This window comes from Blastococcus sp. TML/C7B, assembly GCF_016612845.1.
In the GTDB taxonomy this organism is placed as follows: Bacteria; Actinomycetota; Actinomycetes; order Mycobacteriales; family Geodermatophilaceae; genus Blastococcus.
Genome location: NZ_JAEOAA010000001.1, coordinates 414,299 through 431,110, shown reverse-complemented (window position 1 = coordinate 431,110; position 16,812 = coordinate 414,299). Strand labels below are relative to the sequence as shown.

13 protein-coding genes and 1 pseudogene are annotated in these 16,812 nt (G+C 75.6%); 5 read left to right on the top strand and 9 right to left on the bottom strand.

What is annotated here, in order from left to right; genetic code table 11:
* Positions 1 to 19: 19 nt before the first annotated feature.
* A complete protein-coding gene (locus tag JKP76_RS02145) occupies positions 20 to 763 on the bottom strand; it encodes an ABC transporter permease (protein ID WP_309232803.1) in 744 nt (247 codons plus the stop codon).
* Positions 760 to 1,479, bottom strand: a complete 720-nt coding sequence (locus JKP76_RS02140) for an ABC transporter ATP-binding protein (RefSeq protein ID WP_200489373.1) — start codon at positions 1,477 to 1,479, stop codon at positions 760 to 762. The genes JKP76_RS02145 and JKP76_RS02140 overlap by 4 nt, the downstream gene beginning before the upstream one ends.
* 82 nt (positions 1,480 to 1,561) lie before the next feature.
* On the opposite strand from JKP76_RS02140, the gene JKP76_RS02135 reads away from it, so the two are divergent.
* Complete coding sequence (locus tag JKP76_RS02135) at positions 1,562 to 2,377, top strand: RNA methyltransferase (RefSeq protein WP_200489372.1); 816 nt, start codon at positions 1,562 to 1,564, stop codon at positions 2,375 to 2,377.
* On the opposite strand, the gene JKP76_RS02130 is transcribed toward JKP76_RS02135, so the two are convergent.
* The 4 genes from JKP76_RS02130 to sepH form a co-directional block, all read right to left on the bottom strand.
* Positions 2,361 to 2,834 (bottom strand): general stress protein, encoded by a 474-nt coding sequence (locus tag JKP76_RS02130; protein ID WP_200489371.1) that lies wholly within the window; start codon positions 2,832 to 2,834, stop codon positions 2,361 to 2,363. The two genes, JKP76_RS02135 and JKP76_RS02130, sit on opposite strands and share 17 nt — an antisense overlap.
* Positions 2,835 to 2,870: 36 nt before the next feature.
* Positions 2,871 to 4,484 (bottom strand): ABC transporter ATP-binding protein, encoded by a 1,614-nt coding sequence (locus JKP76_RS02125; protein WP_309232802.1) that lies wholly within the window; start codon positions 4,482 to 4,484, stop codon positions 2,871 to 2,873.
* Between the two features lie 195 nt (positions 4,485 to 4,679).
* Positions 4,680 to 6,455, bottom strand: a complete 1,776-nt coding sequence (locus JKP76_RS02120) for an ABC transporter ATP-binding protein (protein ID WP_200489370.1) — start codon at positions 6,453 to 6,455, stop codon at positions 4,680 to 4,682.
* 60 nt (positions 6,456 to 6,515) lie between these two features.
* Entirely contained in the window at positions 6,516 to 7,403 is an 888-nt protein-coding gene (gene sepH, locus JKP76_RS02115; protein WP_200489369.1) for a septation protein SepH, read from the bottom strand.
* 859 nt (positions 7,404 to 8,262) lie between these two features.
* Here sepH and JKP76_RS23130 point away from each other — a divergent pair.
* The 3 genes and pseudogenes from JKP76_RS23130 (at position 8,263) to JKP76_RS23770 (ending at position 10,971) form a co-directional block, all read left to right on the top strand.
* A complete protein-coding gene (locus JKP76_RS23130; protein WP_309232801.1) occupies positions 8,263 to 9,522 on the top strand; it encodes a prolyl oligopeptidase family serine peptidase in 1,260 nt (419 codons plus the stop codon).
* Positions 9,417 to 10,550: pseudogene (locus tag JKP76_RS02105) on the top strand (circularly permuted type 2 ATP-grasp protein); the annotation flags it as partial. The gene JKP76_RS23130 and the pseudogene JKP76_RS02105, both read left to right, overlap by 106 nt.
* A 58-nt stretch (positions 10,551 to 10,608) precedes the next feature.
* Positions 10,609 to 10,971: a circularly permuted type 2 ATP-grasp protein gene (locus JKP76_RS23770; protein WP_375335635.1), complete on the top strand. Its 363-nt coding sequence runs from the start codon at positions 10,609 to 10,611 to the stop codon at positions 10,969 to 10,971.
* Between the two features lie 6 nt (positions 10,972 to 10,977).
* Here the strand turns inward: JKP76_RS23770 and JKP76_RS02100 are convergent, their stop codons facing one another.
* From JKP76_RS02100 to JKP76_RS02090, 3 genes are all read right to left on the bottom strand, one after another.
* Positions 10,978 to 13,566, bottom strand: coding sequence for an ATP-binding protein (locus tag JKP76_RS02100; protein WP_200489368.1), 2,589 nt, complete (start codon positions 13,564 to 13,566; stop codon positions 10,978 to 10,980).
* Between the two features lie 76 nt (positions 13,567 to 13,642).
* The gene (gene serC, locus JKP76_RS02095; RefSeq protein WP_200489367.1) at positions 13,643 to 14,755 is read right to left on the bottom strand and encodes a phosphoserine transaminase; all 1,113 of its coding nucleotides are present in this window, start codon (positions 14,753 to 14,755) and stop codon (positions 13,643 to 13,645) included.
* Between the two features lie 97 nt (positions 14,756 to 14,852).
* Positions 14,853 to 15,983 (bottom strand): citrate synthase 2, encoded by a 1,131-nt coding sequence (locus tag JKP76_RS02090; RefSeq protein ID WP_200489366.1) that lies wholly within the window; start codon positions 15,981 to 15,983, stop codon positions 14,853 to 14,855.
* A gap of 168 nt (positions 15,984 to 16,151) precedes the next feature.
* On the opposite strand from JKP76_RS02090, the gene pdxH reads away from it, so the two are divergent.
* The gene (pdxH, locus tag JKP76_RS02085; protein ID WP_200489365.1) at positions 16,152 to 16,799 is read left to right on the top strand and encodes a pyridoxamine 5'-phosphate oxidase; all 648 of its coding nucleotides are present in this window, start codon (positions 16,152 to 16,154) and stop codon (positions 16,797 to 16,799) included.
* Positions 16,800 to 16,812 lie beyond the last annotated feature (13 nt).

Below are 16,812 nucleotides of genomic sequence, written 5' to 3'. Positions count from 1 at the left end.
CGGCCGGTGCTCCCGCCGCTCAGCTGGTCCTCCTGCGCAGGGTGCCGGCCGCCAGGGCCAGTGCGAGCACCGCCGCGCCGGCCACGACGGCGAGGTCGAGCCACATCGTGCCGGTGGGGTCGGGGGAGCGGCCGACCTCCTGCAGCGCGTCGACGGCGTAGGTCAGGGGCAGCACGTCGCTGACCGCCTGCAGCCACCCGTCCATCTGCTCGCGCGGCACGAGCAGGCCGCACAGGAAGAACTGCGGCAGCACGATCACCGGCATGAACTGCACGGCCTGGAACTCGCTGCGCGCGAAGGCGCTGGCCAGCAGGCCGAGGGCCACCCCGAGGACGGCGCCGACGACCGCGATGAGGACGACGAGGGCGAGCGGTCCGGCCACCGACAGGTCGTAGACCGTCGCCGCCACGGTGACGGTGAGCAGCGCCTGCACGGCAGCGGCCAGGCCGAACGCGGCGCCGTAACCCGCCAGCAGGGCCGGCCGGGACAGCGGCGTGGTGAGCAGCCGCTCGAGCGTGCCCGAGGTCCGCTCGCGGAGCATCGCGATGCTGGTCACGAGGAACATGACGACGAAGGGGAAGATGCCGAGCATCGTCAGCCCGACCCGGTCGAAGATGCCGGGCTGCCCGGGCGGCGCCGGCACGTCCGCCCAGAGCAGGTAGAGCAGGCCCAGCAGCAGGCTGGGCACGAGCAGCAGCATCGCGATCGTCCGCGGGTCGTGCCGCAGCTGGCGCAGCACCCGGCCCGCGGTCGCGGCGATCACGACGCCACCCGCTCGGAGTCGCGGACCAGGGTGAGGAACGCCTCCTCGAGGTCCTGCGAGCGGCCGTCGGCCCGCAGCCGCGCGGGCGTGGTGTCGGCGAGCAGGTCGCCGCCGCGGAGCAGCAGCAGCCGGTCGCAGCGCGCGGCCTCCTCCATGACGTGGCTGGAGACGACGAGCGTCGTCCCGGCAGAGGCCAGCGCGGCGAAGCGGGCCCACAGCTCGACGCGCAGCACCGGGTCCAGCCCGACGGTCGGCTCGTCGAGCACCAGCAGCTCGGGGTCCCCGACCAGTGCGCAGGCCAGCGAGGCGCGGCCGCGCTGCCCGCCGGAGAGGTCCACGACGAGCTGGTGCGCGGCGTCGGCGAGCCCCACGTCGACGACCGCCGCGTCGGCCTCGCGGGCACCGCGGCCGTGCAGGGCGGCGAAGTAGCGGACGTTCTCCCGCACGGTGAGGTCGGCGTAGACGCTGGGGGCCTGGGTGACGTAGCCGACCCGGCTGCGCAGGCCGGGGGAGCCGGCCGGTTCGCCGAGCACGGTCACCTCGCCGGAGCGGACCACCTGCACCCCGACGACGGCCCGCATGAGCGTGGTCTTGCCGCTCCCGCTGGGGCCGAGCAGGCCGGTCACCTGGCCCGGCGGAACGGTGAACCCCAGTCCGTGCAGCACGCGGCGGCGGCCGCGGTCGACCACCAGGTCCCGGACGACGACGGCGTCCATGGCAGCTCCCGACAACTCAACGGCTGATGAACTCAACGCTAGATGAGTTATCGCGGGAGCGTCAATGGGGCAGGATCACGCGGTGCCCGAACCCGTCGTCATCACCGATCCGGCCGACCCGCGGGTGGCCGACTTCCGCGACCTCAAGGCGGGGGACCGGCCGGCGGGCGCGTCGCGGGGCACCGCGCCGGTGATCGTGGAGGGCGTCGCCGCGATCGAGCGGCTGCTCATCTCGCCCTACCCGGTCCGTTCCGTGTTCGGGGTCGCCGGCCGGGTCGAGGCGTTCGACGTGCCCGAGGGCGTGCCGGTCTACGTCGCCGACAAGTGGGTGCTGTCGGAGGTCATCGGCTTCCGGCTGACCCGAGGCGCCCTGGCCGCGGCCGACCGGTTGCCCGCACCCGACCTCGGCGACCTGCTCGCCGGTCCGGATCCGGCAGCGCCGCGCCGGCTGGCCGTCCTCGAGGGGCTCAACGACCACGAGAACCTGGGCTCGATCGCCCGCTCGGCCGTGGCGCTCGGCGTGGAGGGCCTGCTCCTGGACCCGCGGTGCGCCGATCCGCTCTACCGCCGCTCGGTGCGGGTCTCGATGGGGCACGTCCTGACGCTGCCGTTCGCCGTCCTGCCCGACTGGCCGGCAGGCCTGGACCGGCTGCACGACGCCGGGTACCTGACGGTGGCCCTCACCCCGGCCGCGGACGCCGTCGACCTCGACGAGGTGGACCCGCGCGCGCACCCGCGCACCGCGGTGCTGCTCGGCGCGGAGGGGCCGGGGCTCACCCCCGAGGCGCAGCAGGCCGCCCGGGTGCGCGCCCGCATCCCGATGCGCTCCGGCGTCGACTCCCTGGGCGTCGCCGCCGCGGCTGCTATCGCCTTCGCGACCCTCAGAAGCGCAGGCTGAAGCGGGCGAGGATCTCGCGGGCCTGCTCGGCGTGCGGCGGGGTGCACATGACGTCGTAGCGGCCGGCGACGATCCGGCTGGTGCTGGTGAAGTCGCGCTTGCCCTGGGTGGCGGCGTAACCCATCCACCCGAACAGCGCGCCGAACACGACCCCGACCAGCAGCCCGGTGAGCACCGCACCGATCCAGCCGGCGCCGTCCTCGGAGAAGATGCCGAGCAGCAGCCCGACGAACAGGCCCCACCAGGCGCCGCCGGCCGCACCCGCCGCGATCGCGCGGCCGGTGGTGAGCCGGCCGAGCACCTGCTCGACCTGGCGCAGGTCCGAGCCGATGATCGTCACGTTCTCGACGGGGAACTTCTCGTCCGAGAGGTGGTCGACGGCGGCCTGCGCGCGCTCGTAGGTGTCGTAGGAACCGACCTGGACGCCGCCCAGCGGCATCGACACGGAAGCACTCATGCCAGGAGAACGGCCCGCTCCGGCCCGCTGTTCCGCTCAGACCAGGCTGTCGGCCCACGCGCGGTGCAGCGCCGCGAACCGGCCGGGCCCGGCGACGAGCTCGGCGGGGGTGCCGTCCTCGACGATCCGGCCGCCCTCCATGACCAGCACGCGGTCGGCGATCTCCACCGTCGAGAGCCGGTGGGCGATGATCAGCGCCGTCCGGTCGGCCAGCAGCGTGCGCAGGGCGTGCTGCACCAGCCGCTCGCTCGGGACGTCGAGCGAGCTGGTCGCCTCGTCGAGGACGAGCACCGCGGGATCGGCCAGGAACGCCCGGGCGAAGCTGACCAGCTGCCGCTGCCCGGCGGAGAGCCGGCCGCCGCGCTTGTCCACCTCGGTGTCGTAGCCGTCGGGCAGGGCGGCGATGAAGGAGTGCGCGCCGATGGCCCGGGCGGCCGCCTCGATCTGCGCGCGGTCGGCGCCGGGCCGGCCGAAGGCGATGTTGTCGGCGACCGAACCGGAGAACAGGAAGCTCTCCTGGGTCACCATCACGACCGCCCGCCGCATGTCGGCGTCGGCCAGCCGGGTCAGGGGGACGCCGTCCAGCCGCACCTCGCCCTCGACCGGGTCGTAGAACCGGGCGGCCAGCCGGGCGAGCGTGGACTTCCCCGCGCCGGTGGTGCCGACCAGCGCGACCGTGCGGCCCGGCTCCAGCGTGAGCGCCAGGCCGGGCAGCACCGTGCTGCCGCCGTAGCCGAAGCGGACGTCGTCGAAGACCAGCTCGCCGGCCGCGGCGGGCAGCGGCACCGGGTCCACCGGCTCCGGCACGGTGGGCCGCTCCTCGAGCACCCCGGAGAGCTTCTCCAGCGCCGCGGTGGCCGACTGGTAGCTGTTGTAGAACATCGCGATGTCCTGCAGCGGGTCGAAGAACCGGCGCAGGTAGAGCAGGAAGGAGACCAGCGTCCCGACCGCCAGGGCGCCGTCCATCACGCGGAGCGCCCCGTAGCCGAGGACGGCGACGGTGACCAGGTTGCCGATCAGCGTCACCGCCGGCACGAAGACCGCGATCAACCAGAAGGCGCGGTGGTGCGCCTGCCGGTTGTCGTCGTTGAGCGCGGCGTACAGCTCGTCGTTGCGCGGCTCGCGGCCGAACGCCTGCACCGCCCGGATGCCGCCGAAGGTCTCGGTGAACTGGACGATGAGCGCGGCGATCGTCTCGCGGGTGCGCCGGTAGGCGGCGGTGGAGTTGCGCTGGAACCAGCGGGCCACCCAGAACAGCGCCGGGAAGCCGAGCAGGGCGGTGAGGCCCAGCGGCACGTCGAGCACGACCAGCACGATGCCGATGCCGAGCACGCTGAACAGCGCGGTGACCAGCCCGTCCAGGCCCTCGTCGAGCAGCTCGGCCAGCGCCTCGACATCGCTGGTCAGCCGGCTGATCGTCCGGCCCGAGGTGTACCGCTCGTGGAAGGACAGCGGCAGCGCCTGCACGTGGGTGAACACCCGTCGGCGCAGGGTCAGCAGCACCTCCTGGCCCACCCGTCCGGAGCCGGTGAGGAAGGCGAAGCGCAGCAGCGTGTCGGCGGCGGCCGCCAGCACCATCGCGGCGGTGATCCACACGAGCGGCCCGGCGTCGCCGTCGAGCAGGGCGGGCACGGCGACGTCGATGCCCACGCCGACGAGCAGCGGCCCGGCCAGCCACGCGGCGTTCTGGGCGACGACGGTGACCAGCAGCCACCACAGCGCCCGCCGGTGCGGCCGCAGCAGCTCGCCGAGCAGCCGCCGCGAGCGGGCGCGGCAGGAAGACCCCGGCGCCCGGGGGCAGCTCGTCGGCGTCCTCGGTGGCGACGCCGCGCCAGCTCTGGTCGCTCACGGCCGTGCCTCCGCCAGGTCGCTGCCCTGCGCCAGCAGGTCGCGGTAGGCCGGCTCGGTGGCCAGCAGCTCCGAGTGCGTGCCGACGGCGGCGATCCGGCCGCCGGCGAGCAGGGCGACCCGGTCGGCGAGCAGCACCGTCGAGGGCCGGTGCGCCACCACCAGCGCGGTGGTGCCGGCCAGCACCTCGCGCAGCGCGGCCTCCACCAGCGCCTCGGTGTGCACGTCGAGAGCCGACAGCGGGTCGTCCAGGACCAGCACCGACGGCCGGCCCAGGACGGCGCGGGCCAGCGCCAGCCGCTGCCGCTGGCCGCCGGACAACGACAGCCCCTGCTCCCCGATGCGGGTGTCCAGGCCCCACGGCAGGTCGTGCACGAAACCGGCCTGCGCCACCCCCACCGCCTCGGCGAGCTCGGCGTCGGTCGCGTCCCGGCGGCCGAGGGTCAGGTTCTCCCGGACGCTCATGGAGAACAGCGTCGCCTCCTCGAAGGCGACCGAGACGACCGAGCGCAGCTGGGCCAGCGGGAGGTCGCGCACGTCGACCCCGTCGAGGGTGACCCGGCCGGCGGTGACGTCGTGCAGCCTCCCGACCAGCGACGTCAGCGTCGTCTTGCCCGACCCGGTCGCCCCGACCAGCGCCACGGTCTCGCCCGGCTCGAGGACGAGGTCGACGCCGGCGAGCACCGGCCGGTCGGATCCGGGGTGGGCGAAGCCGACGCCCTCGAAGGCCAGCCGGGCGGGCGCGCCGACGGGCTGCGGCGCGACGCCCGGGCGGTCGGTGACGGTCAGCGGCTCGTCGAGCAGCTCGCCGATGCGGTCGCAGGCGCTGGCGGTCTCCTGGGCGAAGGCGAACAGGAAGCCCAGCGACAGGATCGGCCACAGCAGCACGGTGAACAGCGCGACGAAGGCGACCAGGCCGCCGACGGTCAGGGCGCCGCTGCTCACCGCGAGCGCGCCGCCGACCAGGATGAGCGCCAGGTTCAGCTGCGGGTGCAGCTCGAAGACGCACCACAGCAGCGCCAGGGTGCGCACCTTGTCCAGCTCCAGCCGGCGCAGCCGCCGCGCCTTGGCGTCGTAGCGGTCGAAGACCAGCCCCCGGCGGCCGAGCGACTTGATCACCCGGATGCCCTGCACCGCCTCCTCGACGTCGGTGGCCAGCTCGCCCTGCTCGTCCTGCACGCGGCGGGACTGCACGTTGTAGCGCCGCTCCCACCGCAGGCCGAGCGCGGTGAGCGGGACGGTGGTGAGGAGCACCGCCAGGCCCAGCGGCCAGTAGGTGACCAGCAGCAGCACCGCCACGACGACGCAGGTGATCAGGTTGACCGCGAGGAAGACCGCGGCGAACCCGACGAAGCGGCGCACGGTGGACATGTCGCTGGTGGCCCGCGACAGCAGCTGGCCCGAGGGCCAGCGGTCGTGGAAGGAGACCGGCAGCCGCTGGAGGCGCTCGTACAGGGCGCTGCGCAGGTCGCGCTCGATTTGCAGGCAGCTGCGGTTCATCGACCAGCGGCGGAGGAAGAACAGACCCGCTTCCGCGACCCCGAACACCAGCGCCAGCCCGAGCAGCGGGACCAGCGCGGCGCGGTCGCCGTCGGCGATCGGCCCGTCGACGACGGCGGCGGTGATCAGCGGGACGGCGAGCTGGGCGAGGGTGGCGAGCAGCGCCGCGCCGAAGGTCAGCGCCATCAGCCCCCGGTAGCGCCGGGCGTAGGGCCACAGCCGCAGGAGGGCGGAGAGCCGGCCGTGGTCGTCGGGTGCGGGGGCGGCGTCCATGGGGGATCGAGGCTAGGCCCGACCTCCGACAGGAGCGACCGACTTACCGGACGCCGGCGCTCAGCGGTTGCGGCGGACCCCGAAGACGATGTCCTCCCACGCCGGGATGCGGGCGCGGGGGTCGTCGGAGTCGAGGTCCTCGCCGGGGCGGCCGAGGACGACGGTGTCGTGGTCGGCGATCTCGTCGAGGAAGGAGTCCACCGCGCGGGCGTCGTCGGGGGAGCCGCTGGCCGGGTGCACGTCGCGCACGTGGGCGTCGTCGTCCACCGGCGCGGAGGGCTGCTCCTCGCGCACGACGGCGACCGGCCGGGCCGGCTGCGCCGGGGCCGGCGGGGGACCGGCCGGGACGTCGGGGACGACGCGCACCAGGCGGGTGCCCTCGGCGAAGTCGGTCGTCCCGGCGTCGAGGGGGGCGACCGTGCGGGAGGGCAGGTCGAACGTCCACCGCGCGGTCCCGGACTTCTCGCCGGCCCGCCACTCGCCGGTGACCACCCAGGCACCGGTGTCGCTGCGGTAGGCGTCCCAGGTGACGGCGTCGACGTCGGTGTCGATCAGCCGCAGTCGCTCGGCCATGAACTGCTGCAGCGTGCTGCCCGGGGTGCTCTCGCTGAGCCGGACCCGCGCCTCGCGCGCCTGCTCGGCCACCCGCTCGCGCTCCTGGAGCACGGGGTGGGCGAAACGCATGATCCGCTCGACCCGCGCGCCGGTGGCGGCCGCGACCTGCTCGGGCGTCTCGCCGGCGCGGATGCGGGACTGGATCACCCGCGGCGGCAGCTCGGTGCCGAGGTCGACGTCGATCTGGGTGAGCCGGCGGGAGTCCCCGCGGGCGGCGGCGCGGAGGCGGTCGTCCACCGGCACGGCGAAGCGCTCCTCGCCGTCCTCGGTGTCGGCGACCAGCACCAGGCTCGAGCCGTCGTCGGAGAGCCCCACGAGGCGCAGCGTGCGCACGGGCGACCTCCTGCAAGGCATGAGCGGCTGGGCTCCGGAGAGAGACCGGACCCGAGGCTATCCGCGCGCGGCCGCGCCGCGCCGCAGGTGCCGCGGCGCGGCGCGTCACGGGACGCACGGGACAGCAGTCCTGATCCCGACGACACGTTCCGGAAACCTGCGCTCGGCACAGTGGGGGAACGCGCCCTGACGTGCGATCCTGCCGCTCGCGTTCCGCATGGGGACGCGCACGGAGAGTGCCGAGGAGGTGCGATGCCCGGCCCTGCCACCGACGTGGTGACCACCCCGCCCGCAGGGCTCGACGGCGCCCTGCGCGCCGAGATCGCGCTCATCGCCGGCGCCGTCGGCGCCTGGTGCCCCGCGCTGTCGCCCGACGGCCGGCAGGTCGCCTACGTCACCGACCGCTCCGGGATCCCGCGGCTGGAGGTCACCGACCTCGCCGGCGCCGAGCCGCCGCGGGTGCTGTCGCTGCCGGACCAGGAGGTGGTGTCGGTCGCGTGGTCGCCCGACGGCGGAGAGCTGGCCTACCTGGTCAGCCCGGGCGGCTCCCTCTGCGCCGAGCTGCACGTCGTGCGGCCCGACGGCAGCGGCGCCCGGCTGGTGGCGGGGCAGGACCCCCGGGCCACCGTCTTCGCCGGCTTCTGGGCCGGCCCCGGCCGCTACGTCTGCTCGATCGCGCCCGGCACCGGTCCGGACGCCGACGTCCGTCGTCGTCGACACGGCCGGCGGCAGCACCGAGACGCTCGCCCGCGGCGGGTTCCTCTCCGCCTGCGCGCTGTCCGCCGACGGCCGCACGCTGCTGGCCCGCCGCGGCCCGCGCGGGCACCGGCACGTCGTCGCCGTCGACGTCGTCACCGGGGTGCAGCGCCCCGTGCTGCGCCCGGACGCCCCGGGCGGCGTCGCCTCCGAGGACGGGCGGTTCTCCGCCGACGGCCGGTCGGTGCACCTGCGTGCCTCGCTGCCGGGACCGCTGCTGGCCGACCGGGCCGGCCTGGTCGAGGTGCCGCTGGGCCCCGACGGGCCGGTCGGGAAGGGGCGCGTCGTGCTGCGGCGGGCCGACGCCGACCTCGACGGCTACGCGCTGCGCGCCGACGGCACCGTCCTGGCCGTATGGAACGCCGGCGGCCGCACCGAGCTGTGGCTGCACGACCTCGCCGACGGCGCCCTCGTGCGCACCGTCCCGCTGCCCGACGCCGTGCTGCCCGGCTGGTCGCTGGCCGCCGACGGCAGCACCGTGGTCGCCGAGCTCACCGGCCCGACGACCCCGCGGGCGCTGTGGCGGATGAAGCTGGACGGACGGTGCCCCGCCGTCCCCCTGCCCGGTTCGGCCCGCCGTCCGCGCAGTGCGCGGACGGTGCTGCCCGAGCGACTGGACCACGTCGCCCCGGACGGCATGCCGCTGTCCGGCTGGCTGTACACGCCCCGCGGTGCGCACGAGCCCAACCGCACGGTGGTCAGCTTCCACGGCGGCCCCGAGGGCCAGCACCGGCCGGCGTTCGACCCGCTGGTGCAGTGCCTGGTCGCGGCGGGCCTGACGGTGTACGCGCCCAACGTGCGCGGCTCGGGCGGGTTCGGGCGGGCGTTCACGACCGCCGACGACCTCGGCGCCCGCGAGGCCTCGTTCGAGGACGTGCGGACGACGGTCGACGAACTGGTCACCGCCGGCATCGCCGCACCCGGCCGGATCGGGGCGCACGGCTGGTCCTACGGCGGCTACCTGACCCTGGTCGCGCTGACCCGGTGGCCGGGGTTGTTCGCCGCCGGTGCCACGCTGGCCGGCATGAGCGACCTGCGGACCTTCTTCGCCGGCACCGAACCGTGGATGGCCGCCGCCTCCGTCACCGAGTACGGCGACCCCGTCGCCGACGCCGGGATGCTGGCGACGATCTCGCCGATGGCGGCCCTGGACCGGGTCACCGCGCCGGTCCTGCTGGCGCACGGTGACCGCGACACGAACGTGCCGGTCGCCGAGTCGGTGCAGGCGCACGCCGCGCTCACCGCCCGCGGTGCGCCGTGCGAGCTGCTCCTGCTGCCGGGCGAGGGCCACACCGTGGTGGGCCGCGACCACCTGGTCGAGCTGAGCGGTGCCGTCACCGCCTGGTTCGACCGGCTGCTGTGAGCGGCGGCCTGCTCGCCGGTTACCCCGCGCCCACCGCCGACGAGGCGGTGACCGCCGAGGGCCGGCTGCGTCCGGAGTACGCGGCGCTGGAGCCGGTCGTGGCCGGCCTGGGCACCGAGGGGATCGCCGGGGCCGCGCGGGCGCTGGCCGAGCTGCGTGCCGCCCGGGGGGTGGCGCTGGGCAGCTGGACCGACGGGCGGCACGAGCGGCACCCGGTGGTCCTCGACCCGCTGCCCCGGGTGCTCCCCGCCGACCAGTGGCGGTCGGTGGCGGCCGGTGTCGAGCAGCGGCACCGCGCCCTGGGGGCCTTCCTCGCCGACGTCTACCGCGCGGCCGGTCGCCGCCGCGGGGACGTGGACCGGGCGCCCGAGATCGTCCGCGCCGGCGTGCTCCCCGAGTGGGCGGTCGAGCACAACCCGGCCCGCGACCCCGCGGCCATCGGGCAGGCGTGGCGCGGGCAGCCGCGCGCCACCGTCGCCGCCGCCGACCTCGTGCGCACCGCCGACGGCGGCTGGGCGGTGACCGCGGACGACCTCCGCACCCCCGCCGGCCTGGGTTTCGCCCTCGAGGACCGGCTGGCCCTGCGCGCGGCCCTCCCGGGGCTGTTCGCGGCGGCCGCGCCGGCCCCGCTCGAGGCGGCGGTGGACCTGCTCCGCGCGGCGCTCGCCGAGGCGGCGCCCCCGGCCTGCGCCGGTGTCCCGGAGGTCGCCGTCCTCAGCGCGGGGGAGGGTGACAGCTCCCGCTTCGAGCACGCCGTGCTCGCCGCGGCGCTGGGCGTGCCGGTGGTCACCGCCGGTGACCTGTGGCCGCGCCCGGACGGCGGTCTCGAGGTGGCCGTCGACGGCGAGCGCCGGCCCGTCGACGTGCTGTACCGGCGCTTCGACGAGGGCACCCTCGGCGCCTACCGCACCCCGGTCGGCTCGCCACTGGACGTGCAGCTCACCGAGGCCGTGCGGGCCGGACTGCTCGGGCTGGCCAACGTGCCCGGCAACGGCGTCGCCGACGACGCCGCCACCTTCGCGTGGGTGCCGGCGATGATCGGCTTCTACCTGGGCGAGCAGCCGCTGCTGCCCTCGCCGCGCACCTGTGGTGCTCGCCGACCCGGCCTCGCTGGCCGAGGTCCGCGGCCGGCTGGCCGAGCTCGTCGTCGAGGAGGTCGCCGGCTACGGCGGCCACGCGGCCGTGGACGGTCGCACGTGCAGCGCCGCCGAGCTGGACCGCCTCACCGCCGAGGTCGCCGCGACGCCGCACCGGTTCGTCGCGCGGGAGCCCCTGGCGGAGGCGACCGTGCCGGCGTTCGTCGACGGCACGTTCCGCCCGCGCTCGGCAAGGCTGCGGGTGTTCTCGGTCGTCTGCGGCGACGGCGTCCGCGCCCTCCCCGCGCCCTGGACGCGGGTCGCCTCCGGCGGTCCGGTCGCCGGGAGCAAGGACACCTGGCTGCTGCCCTGACGGCGGTCAGGCCCTCGGGCTGCTGATGACGACGGTCGTCCCGGCGGGGCTGGGGGTCGCGGTGACGTCGGCGAAGGAGCTCATCAGGGTGGAGCCGCGGCCGCGGTCCATGCTCGGCACCCGCTCCCGCCACTGCCCGAAGTCGCGCACGGTGATCTCCAGCCGCTCCCCGCGGGTGGCGACGGCGACCTCGACGAACGGCTCGGTCGGCTCCTGGGCGTGCTCGATCGCGTTCGTCACGGCCTCGCCGGCCGCCAGCAGCAGGTCGTAGGCCCGGTCCGGGTCGACGCCGGCGGCGTCCAGCGCCCCGCGCAGCGCGCGGCGCAGCACCACCACCGAGGTCGGCTCCGACGGCAGCCGCCAGCTGGCCAGCAGCCGGACCGGCTCGCGGTCGGCCGCGGCCGGCGGGGTCGCGGGCGGCGCGGGCCGGGGGAGGGGCGCCGGCACCGGCGGGGCGGGAGCCGGGGCGAGCCCGGCGGCCTCGGCGATCGCGCCGAGCCGGATCGGCGCCGTCCGGCAGGTGCTCCGCTCCAGCGCGACCCGTACCCGGGCGATCAGCTCGTCGGCGCGGAACGGCTTGGCGAGGTAGTCGTCGGCGCCGGCCTCCAGGCCCTCGACCGACGCCTCCTGCCCGGCGCGCGCGGTCAGCATGACCACCGGGATGTGCTGGGTGGCGGGGTTCGCGCGCAGGGCGCGCAGCAGCTCGAAGCCGTCCACCCGCGGCATCATCACGTCGGTGAGCACGAGGTCGGGCTGCCGCTCGGCGACCGCCTGGAGCGCCTCCTCGCCGTTGGCCGTGGTGCGGACCGACCAGTGCGCGCCCAGCAACCGGGCCAGGTAGCCGCGCATGTCGGCGTTGTCGTCGACGACCAGCAGCTCGGCCGCCCCCGCGGGCGCGGCCGCCGGCCCGCCCGGCCGGGAGGTGTCGGCCGCCCAGCTCGCCGCCTCGCCGCGCGCGGCGTCGGAGGGGCGGGCCGGTCCGTCGGTGTCGGCGCCGTCGGCGGTGCCGTAGGGCAGGGTCACGGTGAAGGCGCTGCCGCGGCCCGGCTCGCTCGTCACCGCGACCGTGCCGCCGTGCAAGGCGGCCAGCTCCTGCACCAGGGCCAGCCCGATGCCGGTGCCCTCCCGGGTGCGGGCGACGGCCCCGGGGACGCGGTGGAAGCGCTCGAACAGGTGCGGCAGCTCCTCGGCGACGATGCCCACCCCGGTGTCGCGGACGGTGAGCGAGAAGCCGGCGTCGTCCGAGCGGAGCACGACGTCGATGCCGCCGACGAACGTGTACTTGACCGCGTTCGCCAGCAGGTTGACGACGATCTTCTCCCACATGCGCGGGTCGACGTGCGCCGTCCGGGCCGGCGGCGGGCAGTCGACGGACAGCCGCAGCCCGGCCCGCTCGGCCGCGGCGCGGAAGATCCCGGCGAGCTCGGCGGTGAAGGTGGCGACGTCGGTCGGCACGCGCACCGGGGTCGCCCGGCCGGCCTCGATGCCGGCGAAGTCGAGCAGGTCGTTGACCAGCCGCTGGAGGCGCTGGCCGTTGCGCAGCGCGAGCTCGAGCTCCTCCCGGGCGGCGGCGGGCAGCGGTTCCCGGGAGTCGGCCAGGACGTCGCCGATCGGGCCCAGCAGCAGGGTGAGCGGCGTCCGCAGCTCATGGCTCACGTCGGAGAAGAAGGTCGTCTTGGCGCGGTCGAGCTCGGCGAGCGACTCGGCCCGCCGCCGCTCGGTCTCGAACGCCCGGTTGTTGACGACGGCGCCGGCGAACTGGGCGGCCACCAGCTCGTGGAAGCTCCGGTACTCCTCGTCGAGGGCGAGGTTGGGGCTCCGCCCGGCGAGCAGGAGGCCCAGGGGTTCGCCGTCCCGGCCTGCCGAGAGGGGGAGGACGACGGCGTCGGTCACGCGGTCGCCCCACGGTCCGCCCGCGACGCCCAGCGCCTCGACGACCCCCGCCAGGTCGGCCTCGGTGACCGCCGTCGCGGGCAGCAGCCCGGCGTCGCAGCCGACCGCGGCGACCCGGTCGAACCCGGTGCCACCGGATGTGGAGAGGTAGACGGCGGCGACCGGCACGTCGAGCGGGTCGTCCCCGAGGGTGGCGCACATGGCGCTGACGACGTCCCGCTCCGCGCCGAGCCGGCCGCCCACGGTGGCCAGCTCGTGCAGCAACGCCTGGCGGCGCGAGCCGAGGACCTCCCCGGTCACCTCGGTGCAGACCGCGTGCATGCCCGCGACCAGGCCGTCGTCGTCGAAGGCCGGGGCGTGGGAGACGGTGAAGTAGGTCTCCTCGCGGTAGCCGGCGCGCTCGAGGAGCAGCAACAGCCCCGGCAGCCAGGAGGCCTCGAGCGTGGTCATCGCGTGCTCGATCGGCGGGCCGAGCGCGTCCCACCCCTCGGCCAGCGTGGCGCGGATGTCCGCGCCGATCGCCGGGTGCTTCGCCCCGATGAAGGGCGCGTAGGCGTCGTTGTAGAACTGGGTGAACTCCGGCCCCCAGGTGAGGACCATGGGGAACCGGGAGACCAGCACGGTGCGCACCGCGAAGCGCAGGCTGGCCGGCCAGCTCTCCACCGGTCCGACCGGGGTCGCCGCCCAGTCGAGGGCAGCCATGATGCGGCCCGCCTCGCCGCCGGCTGCGAACAGCCGGTCCGGCGTCGGCGGCGCCGTCGGGTCCTGGGATCACGCGTTAGAGGCGCTCGACCACGTGGTCGATGCAGGCGGTCAGCGCGGTCACGTCGTCGGGGTCGACGGCGGGGAACATGCCGACGCGCAGCTGGTTGCGGCCGAGCTTGCGGTAGGGCTCGACGTCCACAATGCCGTTGGCACGCAGCGTCGTGGCCAGGGCGGCGGCGTCGACCGAGTCGGCGAAGTCGACGGTGCCGACGACGTAGGACCGCTCGTCGGGGTTGCTCACGAACGGCGTCGCGTACGGCGACTTCTCCGCCCACGAGTACAGCCGGCTCGACGACTCGCGGGTGCGGTCGACTGCGCCGGAGAGCCCGCCGAGGGAGAGCAGCCACTGGATCTGGTTGTCCAGGAGGAACAGCGTCGCGAGGGCGGGGGTGTTGTAGGTCTGGTCCTTGGTGGAGTTGTCCACCGCGATCGACAGGTCGAGGAAGCCGGGGATCCAGCGCCCCGAGGCCTTGATCTCGGCGACCCGGGCCAGGGCGTCGGCGGACATGAGCGCGACCCACAGCCCGCCGTCGGCGGCGAAGGACTTCTGCGGTGCGAAGTAGTAGACGTCGGTCTGCGAGACGTCGACCGGGAGCCCGCCGGCGCCGGAGGTGGCGTCGATGAGCACGAGCGCGTCGTCGGTGCCGGCCGGCCGCTCGACGGGCGCCATGACGCCGGTGGAGGTCTCGTTGTGCGCCCAGCCGTAGGCGTCGATCCCGTCCTGCGCGGTGGGCAGGGCCAGGGTGCCGGGCTCGGCCTTCGCGATCACCGGGTCACCGAGGAAGGGGGCCTCCTTCGCGCCGGAGGCGAACTTGGCGGAGAACTCGCCGAAGGTGCCGAAGGCGGCGCGGTCGCGGATGAGACCGAACAGCGCGGCGTCCCAGAACGCCGTCGTCCCTCCGTTGCCGAGCACGACCTCGTAGCCGTCCGGCAGGTCGAACAGGGTGCGCAGCCCCTCGCGGACCGAGCCGACCAGGTTCTTCACCGGGGCCTGGCGGTGCGAGGTGCCCATGACGGCGGCGCCCTCGGAGGCCAGGGCCTGCAGCGCCTCGGGGCGCACCTTCGACGGGCCGCAGCCGAAGCGGCCGTCGGAGGGCAGGAGCTCGGCGGGGATCTGGATGCTCATCCGGGGCGTGCCTCTCGGTTTCTCGGGGTGGTGCGAACGTCGACGGCCCGGCACCGCAGGGGCGCGGGACCGGGCCGTCGACGGGCGGACGGACTGCTCAGGCGGGCGCGACCTGCGTGGTGGTCTTGGTCTGGATGGTGTCCCAGCCCTCGACGTCGGCGGGCTTGCGCGGGTCGGGGCCGACGTAGCGGGCCGACGGGCGCACGAGGCGGCCGGTCTGCTTCTGCTCGAGGATGTGCGCGCACCAGCCGGCAGTGCGGGCGCAGGTGAACATCGAGGTGAACATGTGGCTGGGGACCTCGGCGAAGTCCAGGACGATGGCCGCCCAGAACTCGACGTTGGTCTCGACCGGCCGGTCGGGGCGCCGCTCGCGCAGCTCCTTGAGCGCGGCCTTCTCCAGGGCGAGGGCGGCCTCGAAGCGCGGGGCGCCGAGCTCCTCGGAGGTGCGGCGGAGCACGCGGGCGCGGGGGTCCTCGGCGCGGTAGACCCGGTGCCCGAAGCCCATCAGGCGCTCCTTGCGGTCGAGCAGGTCCTTCACGTACTTCTCGGCGTCGCCGGTCCGCTCGACCTCGTCGAGCATGTGCAGGACGCGGGAGGGGGCGCCGCCGTGCAGCGGGCCGGACATCGCGCCGATCGCACCGGACAGCGAGGCGGCGACGTCGGCGCCGGTGGAGGCGATGACGCGGGCGGTGAAGGTGGAGGCGTTCATGCCGTGCTCGGCGGCCGACGTCCAGTAGGCGTCGACGGCGGCGACGTGGCGGGGGTCGGGCTCGCCGCGCCAGCGGATCATGAACCGCTCGACGATGGTCGAGGCCTCGTCGATGCGCTTCTGCGGCACGGCGGGGGTGCCGATGCCGCGGGCGGACTGGGCCACGTAGGACAGCGCCATGACGGCGGCCCGGGCGAGCTCCTCGCGCGCCTCCTCGTGGGTGATGTCCAGCAGTGGGCGGTAGCCCCAGATCGGGGTGAGCATCGCCAGCGCGGCCTGCACGTCGACGCGCACGTCACCGGTGTGCACCGGGATCGGGAACGGCTCCGCCGGGGGGAGGCCCGGGCCGAACTTGCCGTCGACCAGCAGGGCCCAGACGTTGCCGAAGGTGACCTTGCCGACGAGGTCCTCGATGTCGACGCCCCGGTAGCGCAGCGCGCCGCCGTCCTTGTCGGGTTCAGCGATCTCCGTCTCGAAGGCGATGACGCCTTCCAGGCCGGGTACGAAGTCGTCGGCCATCTCGGCTGCTCCTCTGCGCGCGGGACCCTGACCCGCGGGTCGCGCGGGGCACGGGATTGCCTGTCGACACTAGGCCGTCGGGACGCCCCCGGCGCAAGTGGGGGCCCCGCCCTGAGCTGCGGAGAGCTCCTCCGAGCCGACCGGCCCGTGCGGTGTCAGCATGGCGGGGTGCCCGACCTCTCCCGCATGCGCAACGACTACACCCTCGGCCGGCTCGGTGAGGCCGACCTCGCCGCCACCTGGGTGGAGCAGTTCGACCGCTGGTTCGCCGACACCGTGGCCGCGGAGATCCCCGAGCCCAACGCCGTCGTGGTCGCCACCGCCGACGCCGACGGCGCCCCCGACGCCCGCATCGTGCTGATGAAGGGCTACGACGAGGTCGGGATCGTGTTCGGCACCAGCTACGCCTCGGCAAAGGGCGCGCAGCTGGCGGCGAACCCCCGGGCGGCGCTGGTCTTCCCGTGGCACGCGCTGCAGCGGCAGGTGCGCATCACCGGCGCCGTGGAGCGGATCGGGGACACCGCCTCCGACGCGCTGTGGGACCCGCGGCCTCGCGGCTCGCAGCTGGCCGCGGCGGCGTCGGTGCAGTCCACCGTCGTCGAGTCGCGGCAGGAGCTGGAGGAGCGGGTGCGCCGGCTGGACGAGCAGACGCCCGAGGGGAAGGTGCCGCGGCCGGCCGCCTGGGGCGGGTACCGGGTGCTCCCCGAGGTCGTGGAGTTCTGGCAGGGCGGCGCCGACCGGCTGCACGACCGCCTGCGCTTCGTGCGCGACGACGAGGAGGGCGGGGGCTGGATCGTCCAGCGGCTCGCCCCGTGAGCGGCAGCGCACT